Origin of the sequence: Pseudomonas benzenivorans (genome assembly GCF_033547155.1) — a bacterium.
In the GTDB taxonomy this organism is placed as follows: Bacteria; Pseudomonadota; Gammaproteobacteria; order Pseudomonadales; family Pseudomonadaceae; genus Aquipseudomonas; species Aquipseudomonas benzenivorans_B.
Genome location: NZ_CP137892.1, coordinates 1,168,984 through 1,195,474, shown reverse-complemented (window position 1 = coordinate 1,195,474; position 26,491 = coordinate 1,168,984). Strand labels below are relative to the sequence as shown.

Here is a 26,491-nt window from a genome sequence, read left to right as displayed (position 1 = left end):
GCAGCCTCGGTTACTTGAGCAAGTTGTCGTGGAAAACTGATGGAGCGCTGCCAGCACCCGCTCCCCGAGTAGACTGCGGCACTCAGCTTGAAGTAGCCAAGGCGGAAAGGAGCCTGCCTCACGGCCGATCGGACAATATAACGCTACCAGCAGGAGTTCTGAGTTGATCGATACAACGTCAGCGACACCGCCCGATAGGTCCCCGCCTCGCACTGCCCAGATGCACCCGCAAAACGAAGAAACCCGAGCAAAGCCCGGGTTTCTGGATGGATAGACCAAATCCGATAGGCCGAGAATGGATCGCTCGAGCTACAGCTGAACTCGCACCTTCCCACCTCCAAAAAATAAGGAGAACCTGGCAAGACTATCTGGAGCCGATTACGGCGTTAAAAGCGCCACTCATTTGGGCAAGCCAGCACCGCACAGAGATTTCCGACAACCATCATCAGTCGATTATTACTTCAACAACCTAGGAGCCTTTCCCGAGAAATCAATCCAAGGATTGGTACCCAATAGCTCCACCCCCTCGATACCTGGCTCCTCATAGCGCATCACAAAATGCTTTGGCCCATGCGCATAAGCAACTACCAAGCCATAGTCCGCATCCAGATAACCACCATGGACACCCAAACCAGGATAACTAATACGCCACGCCTGTCCGTCCAACCCCACATGACCCAGCGTCAACTTACCTACCACATTGCCAGGCAATGCGAAGAACCAGGTCCATGGACCACCCGACACGATTGTCATGACCTCATCGATACCCACGCCACTGTCTGAACTGTTGACGTGCAACTTCCCAAATTTCTCCTGAAGAAATACTTTCACCTCTGGCGACATGGCCTTCATGTCGTACACTTTGGGATACGGGGCAACCCCAACTTCAGATGTCGACAAGTACCCACCACGATGCATTTCCGGCTTTCGCCCTGCCTTGCTAATTTGCTCGAGCAACTCCCCACGATGTAGAGAGAAGTAGGATATCAACTCACTTGCTTCTTTTTCACTAAGAGCCCTTGCCTGGGAGACCTTGAGAATAGGTCGTGCCGCTTCAGGCAGTGGCAATTGACTCACACGAACTCCGACCGCACTCAACACAGCATTGACACTTTCCACCCCGGTGGTCGCCGGACTGCCATCGCTGTACTCAAGCGTCAGCACACCATCTGTTTTAGTCTGCGCTGCATAACCGTGTACCGGCAACAGTAACGACACACCCAAAAAGGCCATCCCAATTAACTTTCTCATGCAAACCACCCCTCCTCCATTGCTAGAACCATAAGTACATCGCCAGAAGAAAGGCTATCACCACCACCCTTGCTGAGAAACATAGGTTATGTGAACATGCTGTTCTCAAATCGAGAACGATGGCAACTCCATGTCCGACAAATTTTTAGAAATGGAAACATTTGTACGCGTTGTCGAGGCGGGTTCTGTTTCGGCCGCAGCAGAGCAACTCGTCATAGCCAAGTCAGCAGTGAGCAAGCGACTTTCAGATCTAGAGGCGCGTTTGGGTGTCCAGTTACTCGCCCGAACGACCCGCAGCCTTAGCCTGACCGATTCGGGCCGATTATTTTTGGAGCACGTAAAGGAAATATTGTCGGCAGTCGACATTGCTGAGTCCACTGCAACCGGAGCACGGACACTTGTGCAGGGCAAACTGAGGATAGCCTCACCACTCACCTTTGGCTTGATGCACCTCACCCCGGCTATTCGGGAATTCATCAAACAGTATCCTTCCGTCACTGTCGACATTGACTTCTCCGACAGCCAAGTCGATCTTGTGCATGGTGGATATGATCTAGCGCTCCGAATTGCTGACTTGGGAGACAGTCGACTGGCTGCTCGTCCACTTACTAAAATTCGCCATGCCATTACCGCAAGCCCTGACTACTTCAAATATCGCGCCCCCCCTAAAACGCCTAGAGACTTGCTTGACTTGGACTGTTTACGCTATAGCGGAGCAAAAGACTCTCGCTGGGTGTATACCGATCCTGCGGGAAAGAAAGGAGCTGTCGACCCCACCCCACTCATCACCTCAAACAACGGGGCGTTCCTGCGCGATCTTGCTATAGCCGGCAACGGAATCGTCAATCAACCAATATTTATCTCCTATCAGGCGATTCGCTCAGGCGAGCTAATCGTCTTACTAAAGGACTATACATGGCGGGAATTTACAGCTTATGTTGTTTACCCCAGCACACAGTATCTACCACTGAGGGTTAGAACATTCATTGACTTTCTGGCGGAATACTTTGACAGAGACAATCCATATTGGGAGCTAGAGACTTCCGCCGTAGACGATTTCTAAACCAAGGAAACTCTGAACATTTTAGCGCCAATCCAACTGTAGCCCACTCAATATTCTCGCCGGCCGGCCGCTGACCGTTGGAATCTGTCCTGCACATTTGCTTTGGAAAAGTAGCACCTCCGCATGCATCTAGAGTGAATAGGATAATCCCCCCATCTACGCCACAGTAGGTTGCCATCCCGAAACCCGCAGGCTAGAGTGCGCCCGTTGTGGTCAATCCCACGACCGGGTGTAGCAACCTGAGAAACCAAGACGCGCTAGCGTCATAGTGTGTAGTCAGTGCTTTAGCACTGTGCTGCCGCATTTCTATGGCGGGCCGTACGGGGCAGGCTTCGGCCTGGCCGGTTCCCTTGGTTCCCGGTTTGCTACCCCCGTGCGGTCCGCCTCCATATCGTGTAGCAACGGTCGGTGGCGGCTCCTTAATCGAACCAAGGAGCATAAGGAAAATGCGCTATCCCCTTTTTACCCAAGGGCTCCGCCTTGGGTCGCTGGTCTTGTCGTTCGCCTCCATCCGGGAGGTGCGCCATGGCTGAATTCGAAACTTGCATCCTCCCTTTCCCACGCCAGCCGAGTCCGCTGCACGAGTCCGAGCGCTCGCCCCTGCCTGTCGAGGCGGCCGCCGAATTGCGCGCCACAGTGCTCGGCAATCTGCTCGATCAGCTGGCCGAGCCGGATGGCTTGCAGCCGGAGAACCTGCGCCTGCGCATAACGGCCTACTCGGCCCTGGACCTGCTCGACGAGCTGGTTGTGCTGTACCGCCGTGCGCTGTCCGAAGCACGAGGAGGGGCCCGACATGGCTAAGGCTGTCATCACCCAACTACCCGCCCATGATGACCACCCTGGTATGGAGATCACCTGGGCCGCAGACTGTCGCCTGGTGTTCAACCGCGGTGTCAGCTTCGCCCAGGCCTGGCTCGACAACCCGCGCAGCGGTTGGCTCTGGGCGGCGATGATCGCCGAGCGCGATCACCTGCCCCGCGCCATCGAACGGAGGGCCTTCGAGGTGGGTTTTCTCAGTCGCATCCACCAGCGCCTGTGCTCACCCCGCTGCGGGGTGGAGCCGCTCAGGGACGTGACCCTGAGCCTCTAGTCCAGTTGGCAGGAGCAGGGGTTCTTGCCCCCTCAAAATCAAGAAAAATAGACGGTTTCCACCCGGCCGCTGCGCCGGGTGGAGCCTCCGCGATTTTTCCTGATTTTTTCACCACGGCCTTAGTCGCCCTAGTCGGCAGGGGTTCATGCGCAGCGCAAGCGCAGAACCCGGAAGACGAAGGAGCGAAAGCCATGAGCGAACACATCAGGATTTACGTAGCCGACCTGGCCGCCTACAACGCCGGCCACCTGCATGGTGCTTGGATCGACGCCACCCTGGAGCTGGACGACATCCAGGATCAGGTCACGGCCATGCTGGCGGCCTCGCCGGTCGAGGGCGCGGAGGAATACGCCATCCACGACTTCGAGGGCTTCGACGGCTACCGCCTCGGTGAGTACGAAGGTTTGCAGCATGCCCACCAGATCGCCTGCTTTATCGAGGAGTACCCCGAGTTCGGCGGCGCATTGCTCGCCCACTGCAGCGACTTGGAGCAGGCCCGCCAGGCCGCCGAGGACGACTACTGCGGCTGCTACGCCTCGCTGGCCGACTACGCCCAGGAGCTGACCGAGCAAACCAGCAGCATTCCCCAGCACCTGGCTCCCTACATTGACTACCGCGCCATGGCCCGCGACATGGAGATGGGCGGCGACGTGTTCACCCTGGAGACCGGCTTCGAGCAGGTGCACGTGTTCTGGAATCGCTAGACCGAATGCAGGGCACCGGGGCCGACCCGGTGCCCTGGCTGTTTGCGCCCCTGCCCTGCCGGCCCCCCGCGCGCCCCACCCGAAAGCCAATGCCCGGGTGCACGCAGCCGGCAATCGGCCTGCAACCACCATTTCCTGGAGCCTGCCGACTGAGACCATTAGGGTCTTACGTCTTTACCCAAATCCGTAGATCCGCTTCTACGGAACTACGGATTTGTGCAGAAGCGGATCGGCGCTTTTACGGATTTACGGAAATCCGCTATTGCGCTTTTGCGCTTCTACAGCAAGCCGCAGATCCGTAGCGCCGTGTGCACCTGTCTCGGTGCGAGAACTGATCGCCGGCAGTCGCTCGCACGGGTGGATCGTACCCGGTCAGTATCCAGACCTTGCGCGTCTCAATCCCCACGTCTCTTACCTGCGCATTCGCCCTGACCCAACCCGGCATGATCGAGCGCGACGACTGCCGCAGGGTGCACCTCCCACGTCAACGGAGGACACCCCCATGTCGCACTCAGCCGAGCCGTCTCGTTACCCGAATCCCATCGAGCTCGACTCCCCGCTGCACCGCAAAGCCGGCCCCACAGCCCACGCCATGAGGCCCGTAGAGCGCGCCTGTGAGGCGCAAGCGCCTCAGGCCTGCCCTGCCCCGCGCTACCTCACCAACAACGAAGCCGCGGCCTTCCTGCGCCTGTCGCCGCGCACGCTGGAGAAGCAGCGGGTGATCGGCGGCGGACCGCGTTTCCACAAGTTCGGTCGGCGGGTGATGTACGCGCTGGCCGATCTCGAGGCCTGGGCCGCAGAGCGCAGCTTCGAGACCACCTTCGACCCCGAGTACCTCGACCGCCACCCGGGAGCGCAGCGTGATGAGCAGTGAAGCCCTTGTCCATGAGCCACAACCCTCACGACCTGCCTGCCCAGAGTGGGCAGCTGGATCTGTTCCGTGCCCTGCCGGGCGATTTGGCGCCACGCGACGCCCAGGACCTGATGGCGCACCCGTTCTTCTCCCTGGCCAAGTCGCGCCGTGTCGTGCCGATCGACTTCCGCTCAGGCGAGGTGACGGTGCGCGTAGAGGGCACGTTGGAGCATGGCATCGCCACCATCTGGGACGCCGACATCCTGATCTGGGCGGCCAGCCAGTTGGTCGAGGCGCGCGATGCCGGCATCCCCACCTCGCGGCTGATGCGCGCCACGCCCTACCAGATCCTGCGCTTCATCGGCCGCGGCACCTCGCTGCGCGACTACCAGCGCCTCAAGGCCGCCCTGGATCGGCTGCAGTCGACCAGTGTGGCCACCTCGCTTCGCGCGCCCACGGGACGGCGCCTGCACCGGTTCTCCTGGATCAACGAGTGGAAGGAGCTGGCCGCGGCCGATGGCCGGCCGCTGGGCATCGAGCTGATCCTGCCGGACTGGTTCTACCGCGGGGTACTGGATCAGGCCCTGGTGCTGACCATCGACCCGGCCTACTTCCGCCTCACCGGCGGCATAGAGCGCTGGCTGTACCGCCTGGTACGCAAGCACGGTGGACGCCAGGAGGACGGCTGGCAGTTCGACTTTCGCCACCTGTACCGCAAGTCGGGCAGCTCGGCGCGTTACTCGGACTTCGCCCTCGACCTGCGTGCATTGGTCACCCGGCAGTCGCTGCCGGGCTATCGCCTGGGCATCGTTCGACTCTCACCGTCAGTGGAACTACTGAGCTTCCGGGCCGTGCCGTAGACGGCACGGGGATATCCTCTGGAAAAGCTGTGAATCCCGACGTGCTATCAGGCGCACGCCGGCACGTGCTATCAGGAGCATCACCCTCGTGCCATCAGGCGCACGAAATCCTCTGCAGGCCACGGCTGGCGCGGCTTTCAGCCTCCCTTAACTTAACTAACTTAAAAGCTCTAACTTGTTATTGGGGCAGCGCCCAGTTGTGGACAGGTGCTGATTGGGGCGGTTTGGCCGGGGAGAAACGGCCATGATCCTCGCCCTGCTCAACCAGAAAGGCGGGGTCGGCAAGACCACCCTGGCCACCCACATCGCCGGCGAACTGGCCCTGCGCGGCCACAGCGTCATCCTGCTCGATGCCGACCCGCAGGGCTCGGCGCTGGACTGGACGCAGCGGCGCAGCCAGCAGGGCTTGCCCAGGCTGTTCAGCGCCGTCGGCCTGGCGCGCGAGACGCTGCACCAGGAGGCGCCGGAGCTAGCCCGCCGTGCCGACCACCTGATCATCGACGGGCCACCGCGCATCGCCGCCCTCGCCCGTTCGGCGTTGCTGGCTGCCGAGCGCGTGCTGATCCCGGTGCAGCCCAGCCCCTACGACCTGTGGGCCAGCGCAGAGATGGTCAACCTGATCCGCGAGGCGCAGCTGTTCAGGCCCTCGCTGCGCGCGGCGTTTGCCATCAACCGTCGCGTCAGCACCACGGTGATCGGCCGCGAAGCGCGCGGCGCCTTGGCCGAGCAACCGCTGCCGGCGCTACACGCCGAGGTACGCCAGCGCATCGTCTTTGCCGAGAGCGTGGCATCCGGTCGCCTGGCGCGTGAACTGGCGCCGGACAGCGCCGCCGCGCGCGAGGTCAGCAGCCTGGTCGACGAGTTGCTGAGGTGGTCACCATGAGCGGCAAGCGCATCGGTATCGGTGCACGCCCGCTGGCCGATTCGCAGGCCGAAGCCTGGATACGCCAGGGCGCCACCGTCGACAGCGGCAAGGTCGAGCGCTACAGCGCACGGTTGACGCTGGACGTGACGCCGGCGCTGCGCACGCGCATCAAGCTGGCGGCCTTCGAGCGTGGCGTGACCATGGCGGAGATACTGCGCGAAGTGCTGGAGCGGCAATTTCCGGAGGCTACGTCATGACCTTGGGTGCTCGCGGCGCGCGGTGGCCACTGGCGCTGCTCGTCGGCAGCCTGATTGCCCTGGGCTGGGCAGCGTTCACAACGTCGCCACCGCGGCTGGCCTACAACGCGTCCGACAGCGTGCCCGTCGGCTGGTATCGCATTTCGCCGGCCGACTCGTTGGCGCCGGGCGATCTAGTACTGGTTCGCCTGCCACCAGACGTAAGGTCGCTGGCAGCGCAGCGTGGCTACCTGCCGGCGAACGTGCCGTTGCTGAAGACCGTGGCGGCAATGGCGCCGCAGCGGGTATGCGTGCAGGCCAGCCAGGTGCGTATCAATGGTGAACTTGTTGCCAGGCGCTTGAAGTGGGATCTACAGGGTCGCGCGCTACCAGCCTGGCAGGCCTGTCGGCGCCTGGTTAGCGATGAGCTGTTCCTGCTCAGCAGCAGCAATCTGGCGTCGTTCGACAGCCGCTACTTCGGCCCGATATCCGCCGACGCGGTGATCGGTCGGGCGCAGCCCTTGTGGCTGGAGTCGCGTCGATGAGCTGGACGTTTCCGTGTCGACCCGCCTGTCGAGCCCGTTTGCTCGGCAGACGCGGTCGCGGGCCGCCACGTTGCCCGCAGCCTCGCCCTCACCTCCCGGCCCGGGACCAAGGAGCTGCGCGTTCCTACCCAGTTGATTACTTAGCCCAGCAGCGCAAAGGCACGGAAAAAGCGGAGGGCAAGATAAAAGGGGGCGGCACTTCGCTAGCCCTGGAAAGCAGTCTGCACGGGGGGTGGAGGCAGCACCGCATCAAGTTCACCAGGTGTCGCGGTTGTGTCCACCCCGCATCAGCACTGGCCTACGAGCGTGCCTGGCACGCCGCACTGCGATCAACTTGGAGGAGTCATCAGCATGAGCAAGGAACGCCAACATAACGACGAACAAGGCTTCCTCCCCCGGCCGGGAGCGCCGAAGCAACGCGGCCAGAGCTACATCAACCAGGCGCTGCGCCAGGCCAACAAGGCCGGCACCGGCAAGGCGCGCAAGGCCGGCCAGCAGCCAGGCGCCCGCCTCGGCCGCGGGCATGTCGCCGCCCGCTTCAGTGCACAGCAACTGCCACCCAACGCCCGCCGCGTCACCATCAAGACGCGCCTGGTGAACCTACGCCAGGCGGGCAAGCGTTCGACCCTGAGCCACCTGCGCTACATCGAGCGCGATGGCGTCAGTCGCGAGGGAGATCCGGGCGAGGCCTACGGCCCGCAGACCGACCACGCCAATGTGGAAGCCTTCGAGGAGCGCGGCCGCGAGGACCGCCACCAGTTCCGCTTCATCGTCTCGCCCGAAGACGCCGAGCAGCTCGACGACCTGCGCCCCTACACCCGCCACCTGATGAGCCGCATGGAACAGGATCTGGGCACGCGCCTCGACTGGATGGCGGTCGACCACTGGAACACCGACAACCCGCACACCCATATCGTCCTGCGTGGCAAGGACGACACCGGTAAGGACCTGGTGATCGCCCGCGACTACATCGCCGAGGGCATGCGCAACCGCGCCGCCGAACTGGCCACCGAATGGCTCGGCCCGCGTACCGAACTGGAGATCCAGCAGAGCCTTCAGCGCGAGGTGGAGCAGCAGCGCTTTACCAGCCTGGATCGCACCCTGCTGCGCGAGCGCCAGGCCGGCGTGCTGAGCCTGAAGCGCCTCGCCGACCATCCGCGCCGGCAACTGCTGATCGGCCGCCTGCAGCACCTGCAGCGCCTGGATCTGGCCCATGAAGTTCGGCCTGGGCAATGGCTGATGCGCGACGAGGCCGAGGCGACCCTGCGAGCCCTGGGCGAGCGCGGCGATATCGTGCGCACGCTACAGCGCGCCATGGGCGGTACGCAGCGGGAACTGGCGGTATTCGACTCCGGTAACGGCAGCCCTGCGGTGAGCGGCCGGGTGGTGGCCAAGGGGCTCGCCGATGAACTGCACGACCGTGGCTACCTGGTGGTCGATGGCCTCGATGGCAAGGCCCACTACCTGACCCTGCCGGCTCGCACGGAACTGGCCGACTACCCCATCGGCGCCGTGGTGGAGGCGCGAACACTGAGCGAACCGCGCGCGGTGGACCGCTCGATTGCCGAGCTGGCCGTAGACGGCCTCTATCGCAGCGATCAGCACCTGGCTCAGTCCCGGTCGCAGGCAGCCGACGGACCTGATCCCGCGGCGCTGGTCGAGCGCCATGTACGGCGCCTGGAGGCCCTGCGCCGGGCCGGCATCGTCGAGCGGGTGGCCGAGGGTGTCTGGTGTGTGCCGGCCGACCTGCCGGAGCAGGGACTGCGGCATGACGCCCGCCGCCTTGGTGAGGTCGCCGTGGAGCTGCGCACGCCGCTGCCCATCGAGCGGCAGGTCAGGGCCATCGGTGCAACCTGGCTGGACCAGCAGTTGCTCGGTGGCAGCCGCGAGCTGGCCAACCGGGGCTTCGGCCTGGAGGCGCGCGAGACCTTGCGGCAGCGTACGGACTTTCTGGTGGAACAGGGCCTGGCCCAGCGCCAGGGCCAACGCGTCGTGCTCGCCCGTAACCTGCTGGCCACCCTGCGTGGTCGCGAGCTGACGGCGGCGGCGCGCGAGATCACGGCGCAGACAGGGATGCAGTACCGACCGGCGGTCGAAGGCGAGCGGGTCAGCGGGGTCTACCGGCGCAGCCTGCAACTGGCCAGCGGGCGCTTCGCCCTGCTCGACGATGGCATCGGCTTCAGCCTGGTGCCCTGGAAGCCGGTGATCGAACAGAAGCTCGGCCAAAGCCTGTCTGCCGTGGTGCAGGGCAACGGCGTGTCCTGGCAATTGGGCCGCCAGCGCGGCCCGTCGATTGGTTAAGCGGCCGGTACTCCAGCCGGCTCGGGCGCCTGCTGCAGCCACTGCTCGAAGACGCGGCTCTGCGGCCTGCCCTCCTTCGCCGCGTAGTACACCAGGCGTAGGTGGCGGTCCTCATCGATGGTCAGGGTGGTGTGTTCGAAGTCGACGGGGCCGACATCCCCGATGTGCAGGTGGCGGACGCCCTGGCAGGGGCCATGGATGTCCTGCTGGCGCCACCAGGCCTTGAAGTCGGGCGAGGCCTTTTCCAGGTCCTTCACCAGGGCCGTGATGTCCGGGTCCTGGGTGGCACGGACGAAGTCGCGACGGAAGCTGGAAAGGATCTGCAGCGCCTGCTCCTCCCAGGGCTCGAACAACTCGCGCATGGCCGGGCTGGTGAACAGCAGCCACAGCAGGTTGCGCCGCTCCATCGGCTGCGCAGCGAAGCCGAACACCCGGTCCGCCGCGCCATTCCAGGCCAGCACGTCCCAACGCAGATTGAGCACGTAAGCCGGGCGCGTCGGCAGGTCGCCCATCAGGCGGTGGATCAGCGGCGGCACCACGCACCAGGTGCGCCCCGGCTCCGGCGGCAGGCGCTGGTGGGCCAAGAGGAACAGGTGACGGCGCTCGGTGGCGTCGAGCTTGAGCGTGCGCGAGAGGTTATCGAGGAAGGTCGCGGAGACGCTGATGTCCCGCCCCTGTTCGAGCCAGGTGTACCAGGACAAGCCCACCCCGGCCAAGGCCGCCACTTCCTCGCGACGCAGCCCCGGCGTACGCCGCCGACTGCCCGCCGGCAATCCCACCTCCTCCGGCGAGATGCGTTCGCGGCGACTGCGCAGGAACTCGGCCAGTTCCGCCCGGGTACGTTCTAGGGTGCGGGGCGCGCTCATCCGACTACCTCCAGTAACAGTATAAACAGTCAAATTGTAACCCTTATAAATCCCGAGAAGAATAGCCCTCCACAGCCGCAAAGACTTGTACCAGACGCTACAGCCTTCAGCTGTTCCACCCACGCGCCACCCTGGAGCGCAAGCGAGCATGAACATGCACACACCCAAGCAATCCCCCATCTACCTGATAGCGCTGGGGGCCTTCGCCCTCGGTATGGCCTCCTACGTCACCGCCGGGTTGATCCCGATGATCGAAGCCTCATTCGCGGTCTCCGTCGCGGTGGCCGCACAGCTGGTCACCGCCTTCACCTTGGCCTACGGCCTGGGTTCACCGATCTTCGTTGCCCTGACCCCGGCCCATCGTCAGCGCGCCGGCTTGTTGCTGGCCCTGGGCCTGTTCGTCATCGCCAACGCCGCCAGTGCGCTGGCGGAGAGCTTAACCGCGCTGATGGTCTGGCGCGCCATCGCCGGCATCGGCGCCGGCGTCTACCTGGCCATGGGCATCGGTGCCTCGGCGGCCGTGTCCACCCCGGAGAGGCGCGGCCAGGCCATCGCCATCATCATGGGTGGCATGGCCAGCGGCGTGGTGCTCGGCGTGCCGCTCAGCCTGCTGATCGCCGAACAACTGGGCTGGCAGGCCGCCTTGTGGCTGGTCACCGGGCTCGGGTTATTGGCCTTCTTCGGCCTGTTGCTGAAGCTTCCGACCCTGCCGGCTGCCACCGCCAGCACCCTGGGCCAGAAGCTGGCGATCCTCGGGGACGGCCATGTGCTGGTGATCCTGCTGGTGTCCCTGCTGGCCGCCATCGCCAGCCTCGGCATGTACACCTTTATCGCCCCGCTGCTGGCCGACCCGGCCTACGGCGCGGTGCGCTCGGTCACCCCCTACCTGTGGGTCTGGGGCATCGGCGGCGTGCTGGGCAGCTTCCTGATCGGCCCGCTGGTGGACCGCATCAAGGGCCCGGTGCTGACCTTCGCCATCATGCTGATCCTCGCCGTGGCGCTGCTCGTGCTGCCGCTGGCCGCAGCCCTCAGCACCTGGCTGGTGATGCTGCCCATCGCCGTCTGGGGCGCGGTCGGCTGGGCGCTGCAGGTGCCGCAGAACAACGAGCTGATCCTGGCGCGCCAGGCCCAGGGCGACGGCAACCTGGCCATCGCCCTGAACGAGTCGGCGCTGTATCTGGGCAGCGCCATCGGCGCCGCGGCCGGTGGCTTCGTGCTGCTGTTGCAGCTGCCCACCTGGACCCTGGCCGCCAGCGCCGGTGGCGTAGCCGCCCTGGGCGCCCTGCTGCAGATCGTCAACCTGCGTCGCCAGCCGCGCTGGAACGGCGACGTGCAGGCCGAACCCTATAGCTGATGCATCGCCAGGAGGTGTGAGCATGGAGTTGCGCCATCTTCGCTGTTTCATCGCCGTCGCCGAAGAGCTGCACTTCGCCCGGGCGGCCGCGCGCCTGCACATCGAACAGTCGCCGCTCTCGCGGATCATCAAGGAGCTGGAGTACCGCCTGGGCGTGCAACTGTTCGAGCGCACCACGCGGCGCACCCGCCTGACCTGGGCCGGCCAGGTGCTGCTGGAGGAAGCGCGCCGGATCATGGCCGTGGTCGACCAGGCCAAGGCCAGCGTCAAGAGTGCTGCGGCCGGCTACCGCGGACGCATCCGCGTCGGGCTGTCCGACGGCATCCCCCAGGCACGCCTGGCCACCCTGCTCGCCCAGTGCCGCGAGGAAGAGCCGGAGGTGGAGATCTGCCTGGCGGAGGTCATCTTCGGCGAGCTGGTCAGAGGGCTGAACGACGACCTGTTCGACATCGGCCTGGCCCAATCCGCCGAAGTCGGCGACGGCCTGGTGGCCGAGCCGGTCTGGTTCGATCCGCTGGTGGTGGCGGTACCGGCCCGCCATCCCCTGCTGAGCCACCGCCACGTGCCGCTCGAGGAGGTGGTGCGTTACCCGCTGGTGCTCTGCGATCCCCAGGTCTGCGAAGGCTTCTGGCAACAACTGCAGCGCGTGCTGGGCAGCGTGAATACCCGGCTGACCATCGCCGATCGCGTACCGACCCTGGACCTGATGATGGCGCTGGTGGCGGCCGGCTACGGACTGGGCTTTTCCAGCCTGGCCAAGATCACCGGGCTCAACAACCCCGACGTGGTGGCCCGGCCGCTGGCCGGCTGCCCGGCGGTGCTGACCACCTACCTGGTGCGGCGCGAGGGCGAACCGTCCGGGCAACTGGCTCGGTTTATCGGGCGGCTGAACCCGGCCCAGGAACCAGCATTGCTGCCCGCACAAACATCACTCGAGGAGATCGCTTGATGAACAAGATTTCGTTGCTACTGAGCGCGCTGCTGTTGAGCGCGTGCGAAAAGCCTATGCCGTTCGAGTCGGCCGAGTTTCTCGCCGAGAACCCCAAGCGGCTCGAGGAGCTGCGTCTGCAGTGCCGGGCGGACCGATCCAAGCTGGGCGAAGCCCAATGCAATGCAGTGGGCGACGCCCAACGCATACGCTTTATGGGCAAGGGCACGCCCTACACCCCCTACCCCGTCAAGATCTTCTCAAGTCCCCTCCCTGACACTGGAGGCGGGCCTCGCTGAGGCAACCGTGAAGCACCCACCTTTTGATCCATAGACGCAGATATGCTAGATTTGACTCTACAGATCAAAATTGAGGCACCTGCCATGACAACCGCCAGCCAAGCCCAGAGCTTCTCGAAAAGCCAATGCGTGGCGGGCCTGCGTGCGGCGCTGAACATCTTGGACAAATGGAAGGCGTCCTGCGAGCAGGCCTGCCGCATCTTGCGCATCTCGCGCAGCACCTACACCCGCGCCAAACAACAGGACTCGGCGTGGTCGGTCAGCCTGGACCCCGATCAGATGCAACGCATCAGCTTCGTGCTGAACATCCACGCGGCACTACGCCTGGTGTTCGACAACCCGGAGAACGTCTACGGCTTTCCCGCGATGGAAAACCGCAACGAGTTCTTCAACGGGCGCGCCCCGCTGGAAGTCATGGCCCAGGGCGACATGATCTCGCTGTACGAGACGTTCCGGCGCATCGATACCCTGCGCGGTGCCCAGTGGTAAGGCTCGGCAGCCTCGCCGCCCTGGAGGGCGACAGCCTGCAGGCCTACCGCCTGGTCAACTCCAAGTTCCCGCCCATCGCCCTGTTCGATGACGTGGCCGACGCCGCGGACTTCGAGGTGCTCTACCAGCTTCAGGCACTGACCAACCCCAGGTTGCAGAACGAGCTTGGTCGCCTGGAACTGGTTCCCCGCGAGCAGATCCCGTTCGGTATTCCCGGATGCTCCTACGCCACCGCGCCCTTCACCCATGTGAACCCGGCGGGCTCGCGCTTCAGCAATGGCAGCTTCGGCGTGCTCTACCTGGCCGACAGGATGGACACCGCGATTGCCGAGGTGCGCCATCACCAGGAGCGCTATTGGTCGAAGGTGCCAGAGCTCAATTACGAGCGCTTCGTCTTCCGGGGGCTGACCTGTAGCTTCAACGATGCCGGGATGCGGGACGCGACCCTAGTGCCGCTGACAGATCCCATCTACGCCCCTGACGACTACACACACTCGCATCAACTGGGAAACGAAACCAAGCGCGCGGAATGCCCGGGCCTGCGCTACAACTCGGTCCGGTCACCGGGCAACGTCTGTTGGGCGCTGATGACCCCGAGGTCTGTGACCTCGATCATTCAGGCAGCTCATTTCGAGATGATCTGGAGCGGGCGGATTGTCAGCGTCAACCGGATTGCCACGCTGATGGCCGAATAGTTCCCGATGCCAAGGGTGAGCTCGATCAGCCGGCGGTCGCGTTTGATCGCGACTTGCCGATCGAAACCACAACCGGCAGAAAGCGGCCAGAAGTGGACGGTCAGCAACATCAATATCGTAGTCTGTCCCCGATTGTTCAGTGTCGGCAATACCTCTGCCGCTCGAATGATGCACACTGCTAGCTGCTATAACTAGTCGAGAACTGGCATACTGCCGGAAAATGGATATACCTATACGGCAAGTTTTGAAGTGTCATCTGCCACTGGCGCTAGCCGTAAGACAGTCAATAGCGAGAACATTATGACGCTTGACATCCGGGGAAGCATAAAGAACACCAAGCTCAGCACCAATCCGTATGTCGTATTTGAAGAGCTTCTTTCGAACGCAATAGACTCGTATCTAATTCGGAAAGCTAGTGATCCGCACGCCCCCGACATGCATGTCGAAGTTGAGGTAACCTTCGTTCCTGCCGGGCTTGATGAGAATCAGGAAGACATGATCGTTTCCTGCCAGGATAATGGCTGCGGCTTGGGAGATGAACAGCTTAAGGCCTTCCTAACGAAAGACACATCCTACAAAGATGATCTCTCAATTTCAGGAATTGGCCAGTGTAAAGGTGCTGGCCGGATTCAATTTTTCCATCATTTCTCAGAGCTATTGCTTGAGAGTACCTACCCAGATGAGAGTTCGTTCACCGAGCGAAAACTTCACTATTTGGAACCTCAGAAGCAAATTGAGGCCGAAAATTTCAGCTCGACCCCAGCTAACAGAGGGCGAACCGGGACACGTATCACACTGAAGCAACTTAAACCATTTGTGCACGCCAGGGTAATGCGTGGCGATGAATTAAGCTCTCTCTTCTCAGCCTCTGCCTTGAAGAAAAATGTTCTTTTAACATTCCTTCAGCGGCTGATCGGCCTTGACAGCAGTCTAGGTGAATTTGAAATCAACTTCAGTAGCCAGCATTGGAAGAAAGATGCTCAAAACTCCACGCTGAAGCGCTCCGACCTACCAAATGTAACGACTGTAGAGACAGTAACAGCCGAAGAGTACAATCCCGCAACCGGGGAGCGCGTGGCGGATCCTCAAAATTTTAAGATCTCCCACTACAAGCTCGATGCCAAGCTGTACGATCTTCCTAAGAACTCTATTGCGCTGTGCGCCAAATCCTCCCCGGTCAAAGATATTACATCGAGATACCTGCGCTCCAAAACTGAGCAGAATAATCCAGTAGGCGACTATCACCATATTATCCTGATAGAAAGCGATTATCTTGACCTGCGCGTAAATGAGCAGCGAGATGACTTTGAATGCATCGCCTCGGAATTTATGCCGGGCGACATGTTTTCGCCAGATGGCATTTCATACGCCGCCATCTACGACGCTATAGATCCAGTGATCCAGGAAATGGTCGTTCCTGCAGATTGGAAAAAAGAGACTGTCCTCAAAGTAGTTTCAAATCATTTTGGGATTAGCGAGGACATGCTGAGAGATACATCAACACGCATCGTCTATGGCGATACGCCTCTGGCCGTTGCCGAGCGCGTCTTAAAGAAATATCAAGAGCGAGTCATTGATGAGACCGCGGAGATCATGAGTCTCAAAGATGAGATCACCAGATCTGAGCCTGATTCCGACGACTTTAGGGAAAAGATCAACGAGTTGTCGTGGAAATACACCGCCTCGCTCAAAAATATTGATATGGCGAATTTATCCCAGCTCATCGTTCGCCGCGCCGCGATAGTCCAGATACTTGACTTGGCGTGCGGCAAAAACTTGGTGATGCAGAATGTCGATAGCGATGCGCGACGTAAGGACGAAAGAATAATTCACAGCATATTCTTCCCAATGCGAAAGGATAGCTCAGAGGTTTCCGACCACGATATCTGGCTTCTGAGCGAGGAGTATCATTATTATGATTATATCGCTTCAGACCTTCCACTCTCAAAACTCACTTGGGATGACGGTAGCAAAATATTTTCAGAGGACGTTGATCAAGAAATTCAGAACATACTTTTGAAGCGTGCCGATGAAAATGGTGGAAAGCGTCCTGATATTGCTATTTTCAGCAAGGAAGGATCAGCTATCATCGTAGAGTTTAAAGCGCCCGGCGTGCAGATGGACGAACATATCGGTGATCTTCAGGAATACGCCTATCTGCTGAACGCAAAGTCAGGTGGAAAGTTAAAGAAATTCTATGGATACCTAATAGGCGACAGTGTCAATACACTTCGGGTGGGCGGTAGCTGGACTAAATTTCCCATGGGCAACGGATGGTTCCTATCGAGTGCGCTGAACGACCCTGAAAGCGGGGTCAAGCTAGGCGAAACCTACTTCGAAATTTTGCACTTCAAGGACGTCATTGAGCGGGCTAAGAAAAGGATTGGTGTTTATCAAGGCAAGCTCAACCTTAAATTAGATTTTCAAGAGGAAGACTCTTAATCAACTCGCAACTAGGTTACAGGGAAAAGTGAGTCCGGCCATCCGTCCGGCTCACTCATACGATCATCTCACGCCTTCTAGGGATGGTCTGAAGAAGACTTCCTGATTTTGGCAAAATGCCCGGATTCAACCCGCTGAGTTTTCCGATGAAGCAAATGACCTTCGCCGATGCCGAGTACGCCGGCAAGCGCAAGCAGACCCGCAAAGAGTTGTTCCTGATCGAGATGGATCGGGTGGTGCCGTGGAAGGGCCTGATTGCTCTGATCGAGCCACACTAGCCGAAGGGTGAAGGCGGTCGTCCGGCCTATCCGCTGATGGCGATGCTGCGGGTGCATCTGATGCAGAACTGGTTCGGCTACAGCGATCCAGCGATGGAGGAGGCGCTGTACGAGACCACCATCCTGCGCCAGTTTGCCGAGCTGAGCCTGGTGCGCATTCCCGACGAGACCACCATCCTCAACTTCCGTCGCCTGCTGGAGAGGCATGAGTTGGCGGCAGGGATTCTGGCCGTGATCAATGGCTACCTGGGTGACCGGGGCCTGTCGCTGCGCCAGGGCACTATTGTTGATGCCACGCTGATTCATGCGCCGAGTTCGACCAAGAACAAAGATGGTAAGCGCGACCCGGAAATGCACCAGACGAAGAAGGGCAACCAGTACTACTTCGGCGCCAAAGCGCACATTGGCGCTGACGATGAATCAGGCTTGGTGCACAGCGTGGTGGTCACAGCGGCCAATGTCGCGGACGTCACGCAGGTGGACAAACTGCTACACGGCCAAGAGAACGTGGTGTGTGCCGACGCGGGTTACACCGGCGTCGAGAAACGTGCCGAGCATGAAGGTCGCCAGGTTATCTGGCAGATTGCCGCCCGTCGCAGTACTTACAAAAAGCACGGCAAACGCAGCCTGCTGTATCGGATGAAACGGTGTATCGAAAAGGCCAAGGCGCAGGTACGGGCCAAGGTCGAGCATCCGTTCCGGGTGATCAAGCGCCAGTTCGGTTACACCAAGGTGCGCTTCCGTGGCCTGGCCAAGAACACCGCCCAGCTCGTAACGCTGTTCGCCCTGTCGAACCTGTGGATGGCGCGCCGACAGTTGCTGGCCAACCCAGGAGAGGTGTGCCTGTAATGTGGGGAATAGCCGCGGCGAGGTGCTCGCGGCGGCTAAAAACACAGAAATGAGCGGGTGATCTGATCGTTTTTGATCGACTCTACGCTTTCAAAATCGGCGGGGGCTGAAGTCGGCCAGAAATACATGACTACTTCAGATCATCCCTAGCAGCACATTAGTCTTGCCGAATTTGAACGAGACATACCGACTCTCGGTGCTGAAGAAAACAAAAGGGATCGGAGTGAATAAAAATAAATCACTCCGACCCCTTTAGCTGCATCTATGCCCCCGACCAGTACAGCACTCGCATCAACTGGGGGCTAAACGAAGCAGCGGCGTATCCAGACCTGCGTTACAGCTTGGTTTGTTCACCCGGAAACGTCTGCTGGGCATTTATGACACCACGCTCCGTCACCTCAATAATCCAGGCCGCTCACTTCGAGATGATCTGGAGCGGGAAAATTGTCAGCTTCGACCGTATAACCTTGATGGCCTAATGATTCGTGAGGACCACGGACGTTACTTCAAGCTACCGGCAAGAAACTGCTGCAAGCGCCCGGAGCTCGGATTTCCCAACACTTCTTTCGGGCACCCACTTTCCTCTACCAGCCCCTTGTGCAGGAAGATCAGCTGGTTGGATACCTCGCGGGCGAAGCCCATTTCGTGGGTGACTACGACCATGGTGCGGCCTTCCACGGCCAGATCCTTCATCACTTTCAGCACCTCCCCAACCAGCTCTGGGTCCAAGGCCGAGGTGGGTTCGTCGAACAGCATCACCTCGGGCTCCACGGCTAGGGCACGAGCAATGGCCACACGCTGCTGCTCACCGCCAGACATGTGCGCCGGGTAGGCTTCCTTGCGATGGGCCACCCCTACCTTGGCCAGGTAGTGCTCGGCCTTCTCGATGGCTTCCTTCTTCGGCACGCCGAGCACATGCACCGGCGCCTCGATCACGTTCTCCAGGGCACTCATGTGCGACCACAGGTTGAAGTGCTGGAACACCATGGCCAGACGGGAACGCATGCGCTGCAGCTGCTTGGGATCGGTCGCCTTCAGGCCGCTGTCCTTGTTGCCCACGAGCTTGAGCTCTTCGCCATTGAGCAGGATCTTGCCGCCGTTGGGCTGCTCCAGCATGTTGATACAGCGCAAGAAGGTACTCTTGCCCGAGCCGCTGGAGCCGATGATGCTGATGACGTCACCCGCTTTCGCGGTCAGGGACACGCCCTTGAGAACTTCGTGTGTGCCATAGCTTTTATGCAGATTATCGATTTCGAGCTTGTACATTGGATGGTCTCGTGATGTCAGTCGCTGAACAGGCATCCCTGACGAGTTGGTTCAATGCCGGCCGCCTTGGCCAGTCACTGCATGAATTGAGCAAAACGCTTTAACTGGTCGATACCTTGATGGCATCAGGCCTTGCGCGGGACCAGGTAGGCCAGGTAGCGACGCTCGGCGGCCTTGAACAGGCGCACTAGAATAAAAGTCAGGCACAGATAGAACGCGCCGGCGGTGATGAAGGCCTCGAACGGCAGGTAGTACTGCGAATTCACGGTGCGCGCGGCGCCGGTGATGTCGATCAGGGTGACAATGGACGCCAGGCTGGTGGTGTGCAGCATCATGATGACTTCGTTGCTGTACTGCGGCAGCGCCCGGCGCAGGGCCGACGGAAGCAGGATGCGGCGATACAGCTTGACGCGGGACATGCCCATGGCCTTGGCTGCCTCGATCTCGCCATAGGGCGTGGCCTTGATGCTGCCGGCGAGGATTTCCGCGGTATAGGCGCTGGTGTTGATGGCAAAGGCCAGACAGGCGCAGAACGTCGCGTTGGACAGGTAGGGCCACATGGCGCTCTCGCGTACCCCCTCGAACTGGGCCAGGCCGTAGTAGATCAGGAACAACTGCACCAGCATCGGCGTGCCGCGGATCACGTAGGTGTAGAGCCAGGCCGGGAAGTTCACCCAAGGCTGCCTGGACACCCGCATCAGCGCCAGCGGAACGGCGCCGGCTAGGCCGAGAGCCAGGGAAAACGCCAGGAGCTTCAGGGTCACCAGCACGCCACCGACGTAGAGTGGCAGGCTCTGCCAGATCACGTTGTAGTCGAAAATCATAGTTCAGCCGCCTTAATGCCTACCGAGTAACGACGCTCCATGTAGCGCAGCGCCAGCAGGGAAACGCTGGTCAGCACGAGGTAGAGCGCGGCAACCGCGAGGTAGAAGGTGAAGGGTTCACGGGTCGCATCCGCTGCGCTCTTGGCCTTGAACATCATGTCCTGGAGGCCAACCACCGAGATCAGCGCGGTGGCCTTAGTCATTACCAGCCAGTTGTTGGTGAAGCCAGGGATCGCCAAGCGGATCATCTGCGGTACCAAGATGCGAAAGAACACCTTGAGCCCGCTCATGCCGTAGGCCAGACCAGCCTCTCCCTGCCCTTTCGGAATCGCCATGAAGGCACCCCGAAAGGTTTCCGAGAGGTACGCACCGAAGATGAAGCCGAGGGTGAAAACGCCGGACCAGAACGGATCCAGGTCGATGTAGTCCTTGTAGCCGACCATGGGCGCCACGACGTTCACGATCTGCTGGCCGCCATAGAAGATCAGCAGGATCAGCACCAGGTCGGGAACGCCGCGAATCACCGTGGCGTAGATCTCCCCCATCAGGGCCAGACACTTGGCGGGGGAAAGCCGGAAGGCCGCACCAATCAGTCCGAGCATTACTGCAAGGACTATGGAAGTAACGGCCAATAACAGTGTGAGCCAGGCACCCTCGAGTATTGTCGAGCCATAGCCGTTGAGCATGATCAGGTTCCTCATGCGGTGCGCCATTAGGCGCGTAATAAAGAGAGAATGCGCTTCTGTTTCAGAGAAGCAGGCATTACAGATGGTTAATCACCGCCTTTGATGCCAACGCGAAGTACCTGGCGTGAATCCGCTGGCAGCAACAAAACGCGCGGTGTTCGCGCCATCACCCTTGCGATAGCCAATCTCGGCATCTCAGCCGAAGCGTTCAGTGCTCGCTGTCGATGGACATATGCCGCGACACTATTCATCACCAGCCTTGCTCAGCCTGCTGGTGCGCCAGGCCATTTTCGTACTCTGACTTGCCCAGCAAACGTCAGCCGGGGAGATGTCCGGGGGCCAGGACTGTCGATTGGCAACGGCTTCGAGACAAATGGTGGCGCCGTCCTCGATCCAGCATACGAAGTACCCACCGCACCTGAGCGCGTGGTGGGTAATGGGGAGGATCAGCTCCAGCGACGAAGGCAACGACTCGAGCACCTCGTGTTGTTGGATCAGCGTGTAGAACCCGAAGGTCGTCCTTTCCCTCCCCAGAACGTCAAAGTCCATCAGGTCCCACCTCGTCCTCAGTACGCCAGCCATACCGAGTAGCTTCGCGAGGGCAAAGCGTTCCAGGGAGTCAAGGGCCATACTTACTCGCCGAAAATGTCGTAGGCGAAGTACTTCTTGCGAATCTCGTCGTACTTGCCATTGGCGCGAATCGTTGCCAGGGCGGTGTTGATCCGTTCGGCCAAGGGATCATGCTTGCGCACTGCGATGCCGGCCCCCATGCCAAAGTAATTCGCATCCCGGTAGTCGGGACCGACAAACTTGTAGGCCTTGCCTTCTGGCTTGCTCAGCAAGCCCGTGTCGATGGCGACGGAGCCTGCCAAGGTTGCGTCAAGACGACCGGCAAGCAGATCCAGGAATACTTCGTTCTGATTGCCATAGCGGACAATCTGGGCGCCCTTGGGCTCAAAGGTGTCGGTGGCGTAGCGGTCAAAATTGGTGGATCGCTGAACGCCAATCCGCTTGCCGGCGAGATCGCTGGGGATGTCCTGAATGCCGCTATCCTTGCGTACCGCTATTTTGGCTGGAAGGCGGTAGTAGCTGCTGGTGAAGTCGACCGACTTCAAGCGATCCGGCGTGATGGATACGGACGAAATGGCGGCATCAATTTTTCGGACCTTGAGGGCCGGGATCAGACCGTCGAACTCCATCTCCGTCCATTCACAACGGACTTTCAGTTCAGCGCAGATGGCTTCACCTATGTCGTAATCGAAACCTTCGATATGGTTGTCGGCAGTCTTATAGGCGAAGGGCGGGTACGCCGCTTCAATGCCCAAACGCAGATTTTCGGTCTCTGCTTGAGCCGCGCTGCACAGCCCGAAGAGGACCCCGAGGGTCGTTGCGATGAGAGTGATTTTGCGAGACATGGCTAACTCCAGTTGCGATGTTGTTGTTGGATGTACTGGGCGTGACCGCTTCATGTTGCAGCGGTCACGATGAGTTCCAGACGGATGTCCGGATCGTCGAAAGTTACTTGGCAGGTAGCGCGAGCAGGGGGGGAGCCCTCGTACCAGGTACTCCACTCCTCATTCACGGTGTCAAAGTCAGCCACCATGTCCTTGAGCCAGATCTGAGTGCTGAGCAGGCGTGATCGGTCACTACCTACCGAGGCGAGAAGATCGTCGAGCCGCGCCAGGACTTGGCGAACTTGGCTGCGGGTGTCCTGGCTGCAGTCAGCGGCCACTATTCCGCTAAGCCACGCGACTCCTTGGTGGACGACAACGCGGCTGAGTCTGGAATTGCTGTCGAAACGCTGAATAGAACTCATGGGGCCTCCGGATCGAGGTTGTGGCTGGGTTGACCGGCTAGTTGCGCCAACGTAATTGGCTTGAGCGGTGGCCGGATGCGGTAATAGCCCACGCCCGCTCGCGGCACTTGTCGCTGCTCGGCAATGGTCTCGGTCACGGTCAGGCCGCAGAGCCGGCCTTGGCATGGGCCCATGCCGCAACGGCCGAAGGCCTTGGTCTGATTGGGGCCCAGACAACCAAGACGGACATGGGCGCGCACCTGGCCGGCGGTTACCTCCTCGCAGCGGCAAACGATTACATCGTCCTGGGGGATGCGGTTTTCCTGACGCGGGCGGTACATCACATCCAAGAGCGGGCGTGCGGCGAGGCAGCGGGCCAGTGCCCGAAAATGGGGGCGTGCCAGACGGTCGCGGTGCCCTGCGCTTAGTTGTCGTAGCTGGGCAGCGATGGCGAGGGCTGCGAGATGCCCCTGCTCTCTGGCCGCCAGCGCCCCGCCTATAGCGCCGCCGTCGCCTGCGAGAAAGACACCAGGCAGGCTTGATTCACCCCAGTTGTCGCACTGGGCGCGCCAACAAAGCTGCTCTTCACTCCACTCGTGCGCCAGGCGCAGGGACCAACTGATCTGGGTGTTGGGCACTATGCCCTGATGAAGCAGAATCAGCTTGGCTGGTAGGCTGTGGCGGTTGCCACCGCAGGTAAAGCTGAGCGCTTCGGCGCATTGGTCCCCCTCTATGCGCAACGCGCTCGCTCCCCGGAAATGGGGAACTCTGGCGCGGCGCAGGGTAGCGAGAAGTGACAAACCCTTGAGCAGGTCACGCCAGCCAAGAAGTGCGCGGGGAATATGGCGCCAAGCGCGTAAGGTGTCGGCAAAACGGCTGGTGTCCACCAGCGCCGCCACTTGAATGCCAGCCCGCAGGTATTGCACGGCGAGCAGGTAGAGCAGCGGCCCGCCGCCAGCCAGCACCACAGGCCTGCTGGGCAAGAGAGCCGCACCTTTCAACAGGATCTGGCCGGCACCAGCAGTCATGACGCCCGGGAGTGTCCAGCCCGGAATCGGCATGGGACGCTCGTAGGCTCCGGTGGCGACTAGCAGTCGTCTCGCCTGGACGGTATGAGAACGGCCCTCGTGCAGATAGTGGACGTGCATATCCTGCTCGACTTGCCAGACCGAAGCGCCCGGAATGTACTGGGCGCCGCATCCCATGAATGTCGCAACAAGGTCGTTCCCCGCTTGATAGTCGGTACCGAGCACGGCCAAACGTCGAGAGTCGCTTTCGAGAATGCCCCGATAGATTTGTCCTCCAGGCCCTGGTTGTTCGTCGAGGACCATTACCGATAACCCGTGCCTACGAGCCTCGATGGCAGCACTCAGGCCTGCGGGCCCGGCCCCCAGAATCAACAGGTCGATGGTCTCAGGCATCTTCGTGACACTCCTTCGCAGGCATTTCGCTCAATGCCCGGGTGCCCTCTTGGCGGCGCACCTGCATGCCTTCGCTGACGATAGTCAGACAGGCCTGACAGTTGGGTACGCCGTTCACTTCGACTAGGCACTCGAAGCAAACACCCATCATGCAGTAGGGGGCCCTGGGTGCACCGCTGACGGGCGTGCTGCGTGTCCGTCCCACGTCGCTGGCAAGCAGAGCAGCTGCCAGGGTGAGTCCAGTCGGAACCTGAAAGGGTTTTCCTTCAAACTCGATCAGTACGTGCGGCCCATCGATGGGCATCCGCGTGAAAAGGGGATTAGTGGACATGGCGAATCTCGGTGGCAGAAGCGAAGCGGTCTAGGCCAAATGCCGCAATCTCGGGGAAGTTGCGTTCGCCGGTCACCCAGGACGCTAGATGCAGGGCATGAGCGGCTGCCAACGTGACACCGCTGTGGCAGCACAGCACATGAGCCCCGGGAGCCTTCGGCAGGTGCTGGTAGATGGGGGCACCATCTGGACTCATGACCCGCAGTGCGCCCCAGGCACGAACGAGGCGGACGTTCTCCAGGCGTGGGAAACAACGCACGGCGCGCTCCGCTATTTCGGCCATCACGGCAGTGCTAGTGCCGTCATCGAAGCCGACGTTTTCTGCCGAATCGCCCAATTGCACCGTTCCCTCATCGGTCTGGCGCACATAGGTGGTGGGATAGTTCAGGAACGGCTCGACCCGTTCCGTAACCAGAATCTGCCCCCGGCTAGGGCTCAGCGGCACATCGTGGCCGAGGGCGGCGCCCAATCTCCGGTTGCCAAGGCCGGCGGCCAGAACCAGCTTTTCGCAGCGCAATCTCTGGCCGCCGGCACTGAGCACAAAATCCTCGCCACTGGTATCAATGCCATCCACTTGGAGTCCGCTCAGGATGAGTACACCACGCAACTGGCATGCGCTGTACAGGGCGCGCAGCAGCTTCAGGGGATTTACATGGCCATCCATGGGCGAGAAGCAAGCCCCGACCACAGTCGGCCCAATGCCCGGCAAGCGCACGCGCAAAGCTGCCGGGTCGAGGATCTCGAAGGGGTAGTCGCCGCCCAGGGCATCACGCAGCCAATTTAGGCGCTGGGCCTCCTCGGCCAGTTCGGCCTCAGACAGGCAGAGTTGGAAGCCACCGGGCTGGCGCAACTGGACATCGATTCCGGTTTCGCTTTGCAGCAGCCTGGCCAGTTCCGGCCAATGCGCCACCGACTGGCGGGTCCAGCACGCGTAGGGGCTCATGCCGTAACCCTTGCCCTGCACCCAGAGCAGGCCAAAGTTGCCGCGAGAAGCGCGAAAGGCAGAGTCACCCTCGTCAATCACACAGACTGGCTGGCCTAGTCGAGCGAGACCGTAGGCGGTCGCCATGCCAACCAGGCCGCCGCCGACGATAATGGTCTGAACTTTATGCATAGCACTCGCCTCGTTTATGACCTGTGGCAATCGCTGCATGAAAGCCAGGTAAATTGCGGGTCATGTCGTAGTGCGAGTGATCCTACGGCGCTTTATCTGGAGCTGAAAAATGCTTTATTTTGGCTAGACCATGTTTTTTTGTTATGGACTTGTCGGACATGAACTTACGCCAACTGGAAGCCTTCCGAGCAGTCATCCTCGGGCAAACAGTGACACGAGCAGCAGAGATGCTGCACATCTCGCAACCTGCCGCCACACGACTGATCAGTGCATTGGAGGAGGACATCGGCTTTCCACTCTTCGAGCGGATCAAGGGCCGGCTGCAGCCGACGCCGGAGGCACTGGTTCTGTATGAGGAGGTGCAGCGTTCATTGCTGGGCGTGGAACGCATAGCTCGCACGGCGCGCGAAATTGGCAGCCTCGCACGTGGTTCGCTACGCATCGCCTGTGCGCCCGCGCTTGGCCTGTCATTCATGCCACGGGCGATCTGTGCCTTTGTCAAACAGCATGAGCAAGCGAGGATCAGCTTGGTGGTGCAATCCTCGACCGAAGTAGTAGACCAAGTGGTCGGACAGCGCTGTGATCTGGGCCTGATTGCCGAACCTCACGCCTTTCCCAGCCCTCGCGGCGAGTGCCTATTGCGCTCGCCGCTGGTTTGCGCGTTGCCTGCGGGCCATCACCTGCAGAGCAAAGCGGTTCTGGTGCCTGAGGACCTGGAGGACGAGGCCTTTATCTCCTACCCGCATGCGCTGGGCTCGCGGCAGCACATTGACGGTCTCTTCGCCGCGCATGGAGTGAACCGCCGACTGCAACTGGAGGCGCAGCTATCCGCAACCCTCTGCGCCCTTGTCGAGCAGGGGGGCGGTATCGCACTGGTCGATGCCATTACTGCGCTGGAAAACCGGAGCGAAGGCATCGTATTCCGCCCCTTTGAGCCGGCCATCGAAATGGACTTCAGCCTTTTGCTGCCCCCACAAAGCAGGCCCTCGCTCTTCCAGGAATGCTTCATGGAGCACTTGCGCGCCTTTGTTGCACAAGAAATTCCTGTACTCCATCAACCACTTCGATGATTCAGCACGTTGCCCC

At 61.0% G+C, this 26,491-nt stretch carries 28 protein-coding genes and 1 pseudogene; 18 read left to right on the top strand and 11 right to left on the bottom strand.

Annotated elements, in window-relative coordinates; genetic code table 11:
* Positions 1–456: 456 nt before the first annotated feature.
* On the bottom strand, positions 457–1,251 hold the full coding sequence (locus SBP02_RS05570; protein ID WP_318645404.1) for a hypothetical protein: 795 nt from the start codon (positions 1,249–1,251) through the stop codon (positions 457–459).
* A 130-nt stretch (positions 1,252–1,381) separates the two neighbouring features.
* Between SBP02_RS05570 and SBP02_RS05565 the strand changes: the two genes are divergently transcribed.
* The 10 genes from SBP02_RS05565 (at position 1,382) to SBP02_RS05520 (ending at position 9,768) form a co-directional block, all read left to right on the top strand.
* Entirely contained in the window at positions 1,382–2,314 is a 933-nt protein-coding gene (locus SBP02_RS05565) for a LysR family transcriptional regulator (protein ID WP_318645403.1), read from the top strand.
* Between the two features lie 525 nt (positions 2,315–2,839).
* Positions 2,840–3,115 (top strand): hypothetical protein, encoded by a 276-nt coding sequence (locus SBP02_RS05560; RefSeq protein WP_318645402.1) that lies wholly within the window; start codon positions 2,840–2,842, stop codon positions 3,113–3,115.
* Positions 3,108–3,404, top strand: coding sequence for a LasR-specific antiactivator QslA (locus tag SBP02_RS05555; protein WP_318645401.1), 297 nt, complete (start codon positions 3,108–3,110; stop codon positions 3,402–3,404). The genes SBP02_RS05560 and SBP02_RS05555 overlap by 8 nt, the downstream gene beginning before the upstream one ends.
* Before the next feature lie 191 nt (positions 3,405–3,595).
* Positions 3,596–4,108, top strand: coding sequence for an antirestriction protein ArdA (locus SBP02_RS05550; protein ID WP_318645400.1), 513 nt, complete (start codon positions 3,596–3,598; stop codon positions 4,106–4,108).
* Between the two features lie 502 nt (positions 4,109–4,610).
* Positions 4,611–4,982 (top strand): helix-turn-helix transcriptional regulator, encoded by a 372-nt coding sequence (locus SBP02_RS05545; protein WP_450091460.1) that lies wholly within the window; start codon positions 4,611–4,613, stop codon positions 4,980–4,982.
* Positions 4,983–4,993: 11 nt separating this feature from the next.
* Positions 4,994–5,821, top strand: a complete 828-nt coding sequence (locus SBP02_RS05540; RefSeq protein ID WP_318645399.1) for a replication initiator protein A — start codon at positions 4,994–4,996, stop codon at positions 5,819–5,821.
* Positions 5,822–6,065: 244 nt separating this feature from the next.
* On the top strand, positions 6,066–6,704 hold the full coding sequence (gene parA / locus SBP02_RS05535) for a ParA family partition ATPase (RefSeq protein WP_318645398.1): 639 nt from the start codon (positions 6,066–6,068) through the stop codon (positions 6,702–6,704).
* A complete protein-coding gene (locus SBP02_RS05530) occupies positions 6,701–6,943 on the top strand; it encodes a hypothetical protein (protein WP_318645397.1) in 243 nt (80 codons plus the stop codon). The genes parA and SBP02_RS05530 overlap by 4 nt, the downstream gene beginning before the upstream one ends.
* Positions 6,940–7,467, top strand: a complete 528-nt coding sequence (locus SBP02_RS05525) for a S26 family signal peptidase (protein WP_318645396.1) — start codon at positions 6,940–6,942, stop codon at positions 7,465–7,467. The genes SBP02_RS05530 and SBP02_RS05525 overlap by 4 nt, the downstream gene beginning before the upstream one ends.
* Positions 7,468–7,818: 351 nt before the next feature.
* Entirely contained in the window at positions 7,819–9,768 is a 1,950-nt protein-coding gene (locus SBP02_RS05520) for a relaxase/mobilization nuclease and DUF3363 domain-containing protein (RefSeq protein ID WP_318645395.1), read from the top strand.
* Here the strand turns inward: SBP02_RS05520 and SBP02_RS05515 are convergent.
* On the bottom strand, positions 9,765–10,634 hold the full coding sequence (locus SBP02_RS05515) for a helix-turn-helix transcriptional regulator (protein WP_318645394.1): 870 nt from the start codon (positions 10,632–10,634) through the stop codon (positions 9,765–9,767). The two genes, SBP02_RS05520 and SBP02_RS05515, sit on opposite strands and share 4 nt — an antisense overlap.
* 154 nt (positions 10,635–10,788) lie before the next feature.
* Here SBP02_RS05515 and SBP02_RS05510 point away from each other — a divergent pair, with 154 nt between their 5' ends.
* From SBP02_RS05510 to SBP02_RS05480, 7 genes and pseudogenes are all read left to right on the top strand, one after another.
* Entirely contained in the window at positions 10,789–11,988 is a 1,200-nt protein-coding gene (locus SBP02_RS05510; protein ID WP_318646305.1) for an MFS transporter, read from the top strand.
* Positions 11,989–12,010: 22 nt separating this feature from the next.
* Positions 12,011–12,937 (top strand): LysR family transcriptional regulator, encoded by a 927-nt coding sequence (locus tag SBP02_RS05505; RefSeq protein ID WP_318645393.1) that lies wholly within the window; start codon positions 12,011–12,013, stop codon positions 12,935–12,937.
* Positions 12,937–13,215 (top strand): EexN family lipoprotein, encoded by a 279-nt coding sequence (locus SBP02_RS05500; protein ID WP_318645392.1) that lies wholly within the window; start codon positions 12,937–12,939, stop codon positions 13,213–13,215. Before SBP02_RS05505 ends, SBP02_RS05500 begins: the two co-directional genes overlap by 1 nt.
* 84 nt (positions 13,216–13,299) lie before the next feature.
* Entirely contained in the window at positions 13,300–13,704 is a 405-nt protein-coding gene (locus SBP02_RS05495; protein WP_318645391.1) for an antitoxin Xre-like helix-turn-helix domain-containing protein, read from the top strand.
* Positions 13,698–14,399 carry an RES family NAD+ phosphorylase gene (locus SBP02_RS05490; RefSeq protein ID WP_318645390.1) on the top strand — a complete coding sequence of 234 codons (702 nt, stop codon included), beginning with the start codon at positions 13,698–13,700 and terminating at the stop codon, positions 14,397–14,399. The genes SBP02_RS05495 and SBP02_RS05490 overlap by 7 nt, the downstream gene beginning before the upstream one ends.
* A 300-nt stretch (positions 14,400–14,699) precedes the next feature.
* Positions 14,700–16,841, top strand: a complete 2,142-nt coding sequence (locus tag SBP02_RS05485; protein WP_318645389.1) for a hypothetical protein — start codon at positions 14,700–14,702, stop codon at positions 16,839–16,841.
* Positions 16,842–16,987: 146 nt separating this feature from the next.
* Positions 16,988–17,968 (top strand): annotated as a pseudogene (locus SBP02_RS05480) (IS5 family transposase).
* Between the two features lie 501 nt (positions 17,969–18,469).
* Here SBP02_RS05480 and SBP02_RS05475 read toward each other — a convergent pair.
* The 9 genes from SBP02_RS05475 to SBP02_RS05435 form a co-directional block, all read right to left on the bottom strand.
* Entirely contained in the window at positions 18,470–19,234 is a 765-nt protein-coding gene (locus SBP02_RS05475) for an ABC transporter ATP-binding protein (protein ID WP_318645388.1), read from the bottom strand.
* A gap of 125 nt (positions 19,235–19,359) precedes the next feature.
* The gene (locus SBP02_RS05470) at positions 19,360–20,058 is read right to left on the bottom strand and encodes an ABC transporter permease (protein ID WP_318645387.1); all 699 of its coding nucleotides are present in this window, start codon (positions 20,056–20,058) and stop codon (positions 19,360–19,362) included.
* The gene (locus tag SBP02_RS05465) at positions 20,055–20,744 is read right to left on the bottom strand and encodes an ABC transporter permease (RefSeq protein WP_318646304.1); all 690 of its coding nucleotides are present in this window, start codon (positions 20,742–20,744) and stop codon (positions 20,055–20,057) included. Before SBP02_RS05465 ends, SBP02_RS05470 begins: the two co-directional genes overlap by 4 nt.
* 243 nt (positions 20,745–20,987) lie before the next feature.
* The gene (locus tag SBP02_RS05460) at positions 20,988–21,293 is read right to left on the bottom strand and encodes a hypothetical protein (protein WP_318645386.1); all 306 of its coding nucleotides are present in this window, start codon (positions 21,291–21,293) and stop codon (positions 20,988–20,990) included.
* An 83-nt stretch (positions 21,294–21,376) separates the two neighbouring features.
* Entirely contained in the window at positions 21,377–22,159 is a 783-nt protein-coding gene (locus tag SBP02_RS05455; RefSeq protein ID WP_318645385.1) for a transporter substrate-binding domain-containing protein, read from the bottom strand.
* 50 nt (positions 22,160–22,209) lie between these two features.
* Positions 22,210–22,560, bottom strand: coding sequence for a RidA family protein (locus tag SBP02_RS05450; protein WP_318645384.1), 351 nt, complete (start codon positions 22,558–22,560; stop codon positions 22,210–22,212).
* The gene (locus SBP02_RS05445; RefSeq protein WP_318645383.1) at positions 22,557–23,960 is read right to left on the bottom strand and encodes an NAD(P)/FAD-dependent oxidoreductase; all 1,404 of its coding nucleotides are present in this window, start codon (positions 23,958–23,960) and stop codon (positions 22,557–22,559) included. The genes SBP02_RS05450 and SBP02_RS05445 overlap by 4 nt, the downstream gene beginning before the upstream one ends.
* The gene (locus SBP02_RS05440) at positions 23,953–24,291 is read right to left on the bottom strand and encodes a (2Fe-2S)-binding protein (protein WP_318645382.1); all 339 of its coding nucleotides are present in this window, start codon (positions 24,289–24,291) and stop codon (positions 23,953–23,955) included. The genes SBP02_RS05445 and SBP02_RS05440 overlap by 8 nt, the downstream gene beginning before the upstream one ends.
* Positions 24,281–25,405 carry an NAD(P)/FAD-dependent oxidoreductase gene (locus SBP02_RS05435; protein ID WP_318645381.1) on the bottom strand — a complete coding sequence of 375 codons (1,125 nt, stop codon included), beginning with the start codon at positions 25,403–25,405 and terminating at the stop codon, positions 24,281–24,283. The genes SBP02_RS05440 and SBP02_RS05435 overlap by 11 nt, the downstream gene beginning before the upstream one ends.
* 158 nt (positions 25,406–25,563) lie before the next feature.
* Here SBP02_RS05435 and SBP02_RS05430 point away from each other — a divergent pair, with 158 nt between their 5' ends.
* On the top strand, positions 25,564–26,475 hold the full coding sequence (locus SBP02_RS05430) for a LysR substrate-binding domain-containing protein (RefSeq protein WP_318645380.1): 912 nt from the start codon (positions 25,564–25,566) through the stop codon (positions 26,473–26,475).
* The last annotated feature ends 16 nt before the right edge of the window (positions 26,476–26,491 follow it).

Bases quoted from the DNA above. Each gene is read 5' to 3' on its own strand.
- SBP02_RS05505 (WP_318645393.1), top strand. From the start codon at position 12,011: ATGGAGTTGCGCCATCTTCGCTGTTTCATCGCCGTCGCCGAAGAGCTG.
- SBP02_RS05560 (WP_318645402.1), top strand. From the start codon at position 2,840: ATGGCTGAATTCGAAACTTGCATCCTCCCTTTCCCACGCCAGCCGAGT.
- SBP02_RS05510 (WP_318646305.1), top strand. From the start codon at position 10,789: ATGCACACACCCAAGCAATCCCCCATCTACCTGATAGCGCTGGGGGCC.
- SBP02_RS05455 (WP_318645385.1), bottom strand. From the start codon at position 22,159: ATGTCTCGCAAAATCACTCTCATCGCAACGACCCTCGGGGTCCTCTTC.
- SBP02_RS05475 (WP_318645388.1), bottom strand. From the start codon at position 19,234: ATGTACAAGCTCGAAATCGATAATCTGCATAAAAGCTATGGCACACAC.
- SBP02_RS05555 (WP_318645401.1), top strand. From the start codon at position 3,108: ATGGCTAAGGCTGTCATCACCCAACTACCCGCCCATGATGACCACCCT.
- SBP02_RS05430 (WP_318645380.1), top strand. From the start codon at position 25,564: ATGAACTTACGCCAACTGGAAGCCTTCCGAGCAGTCATCCTCGGGCAA.
- SBP02_RS05465 (WP_318646304.1), bottom strand. From the start codon at position 20,744: ATGCTCAACGGCTATGGCTCGACAATACTCGAGGGTGCCTGGCTCACA.
- SBP02_RS05565 (WP_318645403.1), top strand. From the start codon at position 1,382: ATGTCCGACAAATTTTTAGAAATGGAAACATTTGTACGCGTTGTCGAG.
- SBP02_RS05450 (WP_318645384.1), bottom strand. From the start codon at position 22,560: ATGAGTTCTATTCAGCGTTTCGACAGCAATTCCAGACTCAGCCGCGTT.
- SBP02_RS05460 (WP_318645386.1), bottom strand. From the start codon at position 21,293: ATGGACTTTGACGTTCTGGGGAGGGAAAGGACGACCTTCGGGTTCTAC.
- SBP02_RS05530 (WP_318645397.1), top strand. From the start codon at position 6,701: ATGAGCGGCAAGCGCATCGGTATCGGTGCACGCCCGCTGGCCGATTCG.
- SBP02_RS05520 (WP_318645395.1), top strand. From the start codon at position 7,819: ATGAGCAAGGAACGCCAACATAACGACGAACAAGGCTTCCTCCCCCGG.
- SBP02_RS05440 (WP_318645382.1), bottom strand. From the start codon at position 24,291: ATGTCCACTAATCCCCTTTTCACGCGGATGCCCATCGATGGGCCGCAC.
- SBP02_RS05545 (WP_450091460.1), top strand. From the start codon at position 4,611: ATGTCGCACTCAGCCGAGCCGTCTCGTTACCCGAATCCCATCGAGCTC.
- parA (WP_318645398.1), top strand. From the start codon at position 6,066: ATGATCCTCGCCCTGCTCAACCAGAAAGGCGGGGTCGGCAAGACCACC.
- SBP02_RS05485 (WP_318645389.1), top strand. From the start codon at position 14,700: ATGACGCTTGACATCCGGGGAAGCATAAAGAACACCAAGCTCAGCACC.
- SBP02_RS05540 (WP_318645399.1), top strand. From the start codon at position 4,994: ATGAGCCACAACCCTCACGACCTGCCTGCCCAGAGTGGGCAGCTGGAT.
- SBP02_RS05435 (WP_318645381.1), bottom strand. From the start codon at position 25,405: ATGCATAAAGTTCAGACCATTATCGTCGGCGGCGGCCTGGTTGGCATG.
- SBP02_RS05470 (WP_318645387.1), bottom strand. From the start codon at position 20,058: ATGATTTTCGACTACAACGTGATCTGGCAGAGCCTGCCACTCTACGTC.
- SBP02_RS05570 (WP_318645404.1), bottom strand. From the start codon at position 1,251: ATGAGAAAGTTAATTGGGATGGCCTTTTTGGGTGTGTCGTTACTGTTG.
- SBP02_RS05445 (WP_318645383.1), bottom strand. From the start codon at position 23,960: ATGCCTGAGACCATCGACCTGTTGATTCTGGGGGCCGGGCCCGCAGGC.
- SBP02_RS05525 (WP_318645396.1), top strand. From the start codon at position 6,940: ATGACCTTGGGTGCTCGCGGCGCGCGGTGGCCACTGGCGCTGCTCGTC.
- SBP02_RS05515 (WP_318645394.1), bottom strand. From the start codon at position 10,634: ATGAGCGCGCCCCGCACCCTAGAACGTACCCGGGCGGAACTGGCCGAG.
- SBP02_RS05495 (WP_318645391.1), top strand. From the start codon at position 13,300: ATGACAACCGCCAGCCAAGCCCAGAGCTTCTCGAAAAGCCAATGCGTG.
- SBP02_RS05500 (WP_318645392.1), top strand. From the start codon at position 12,937: ATGAACAAGATTTCGTTGCTACTGAGCGCGCTGCTGTTGAGCGCGTGC.
- SBP02_RS05550 (WP_318645400.1), top strand. From the start codon at position 3,596: ATGAGCGAACACATCAGGATTTACGTAGCCGACCTGGCCGCCTACAAC.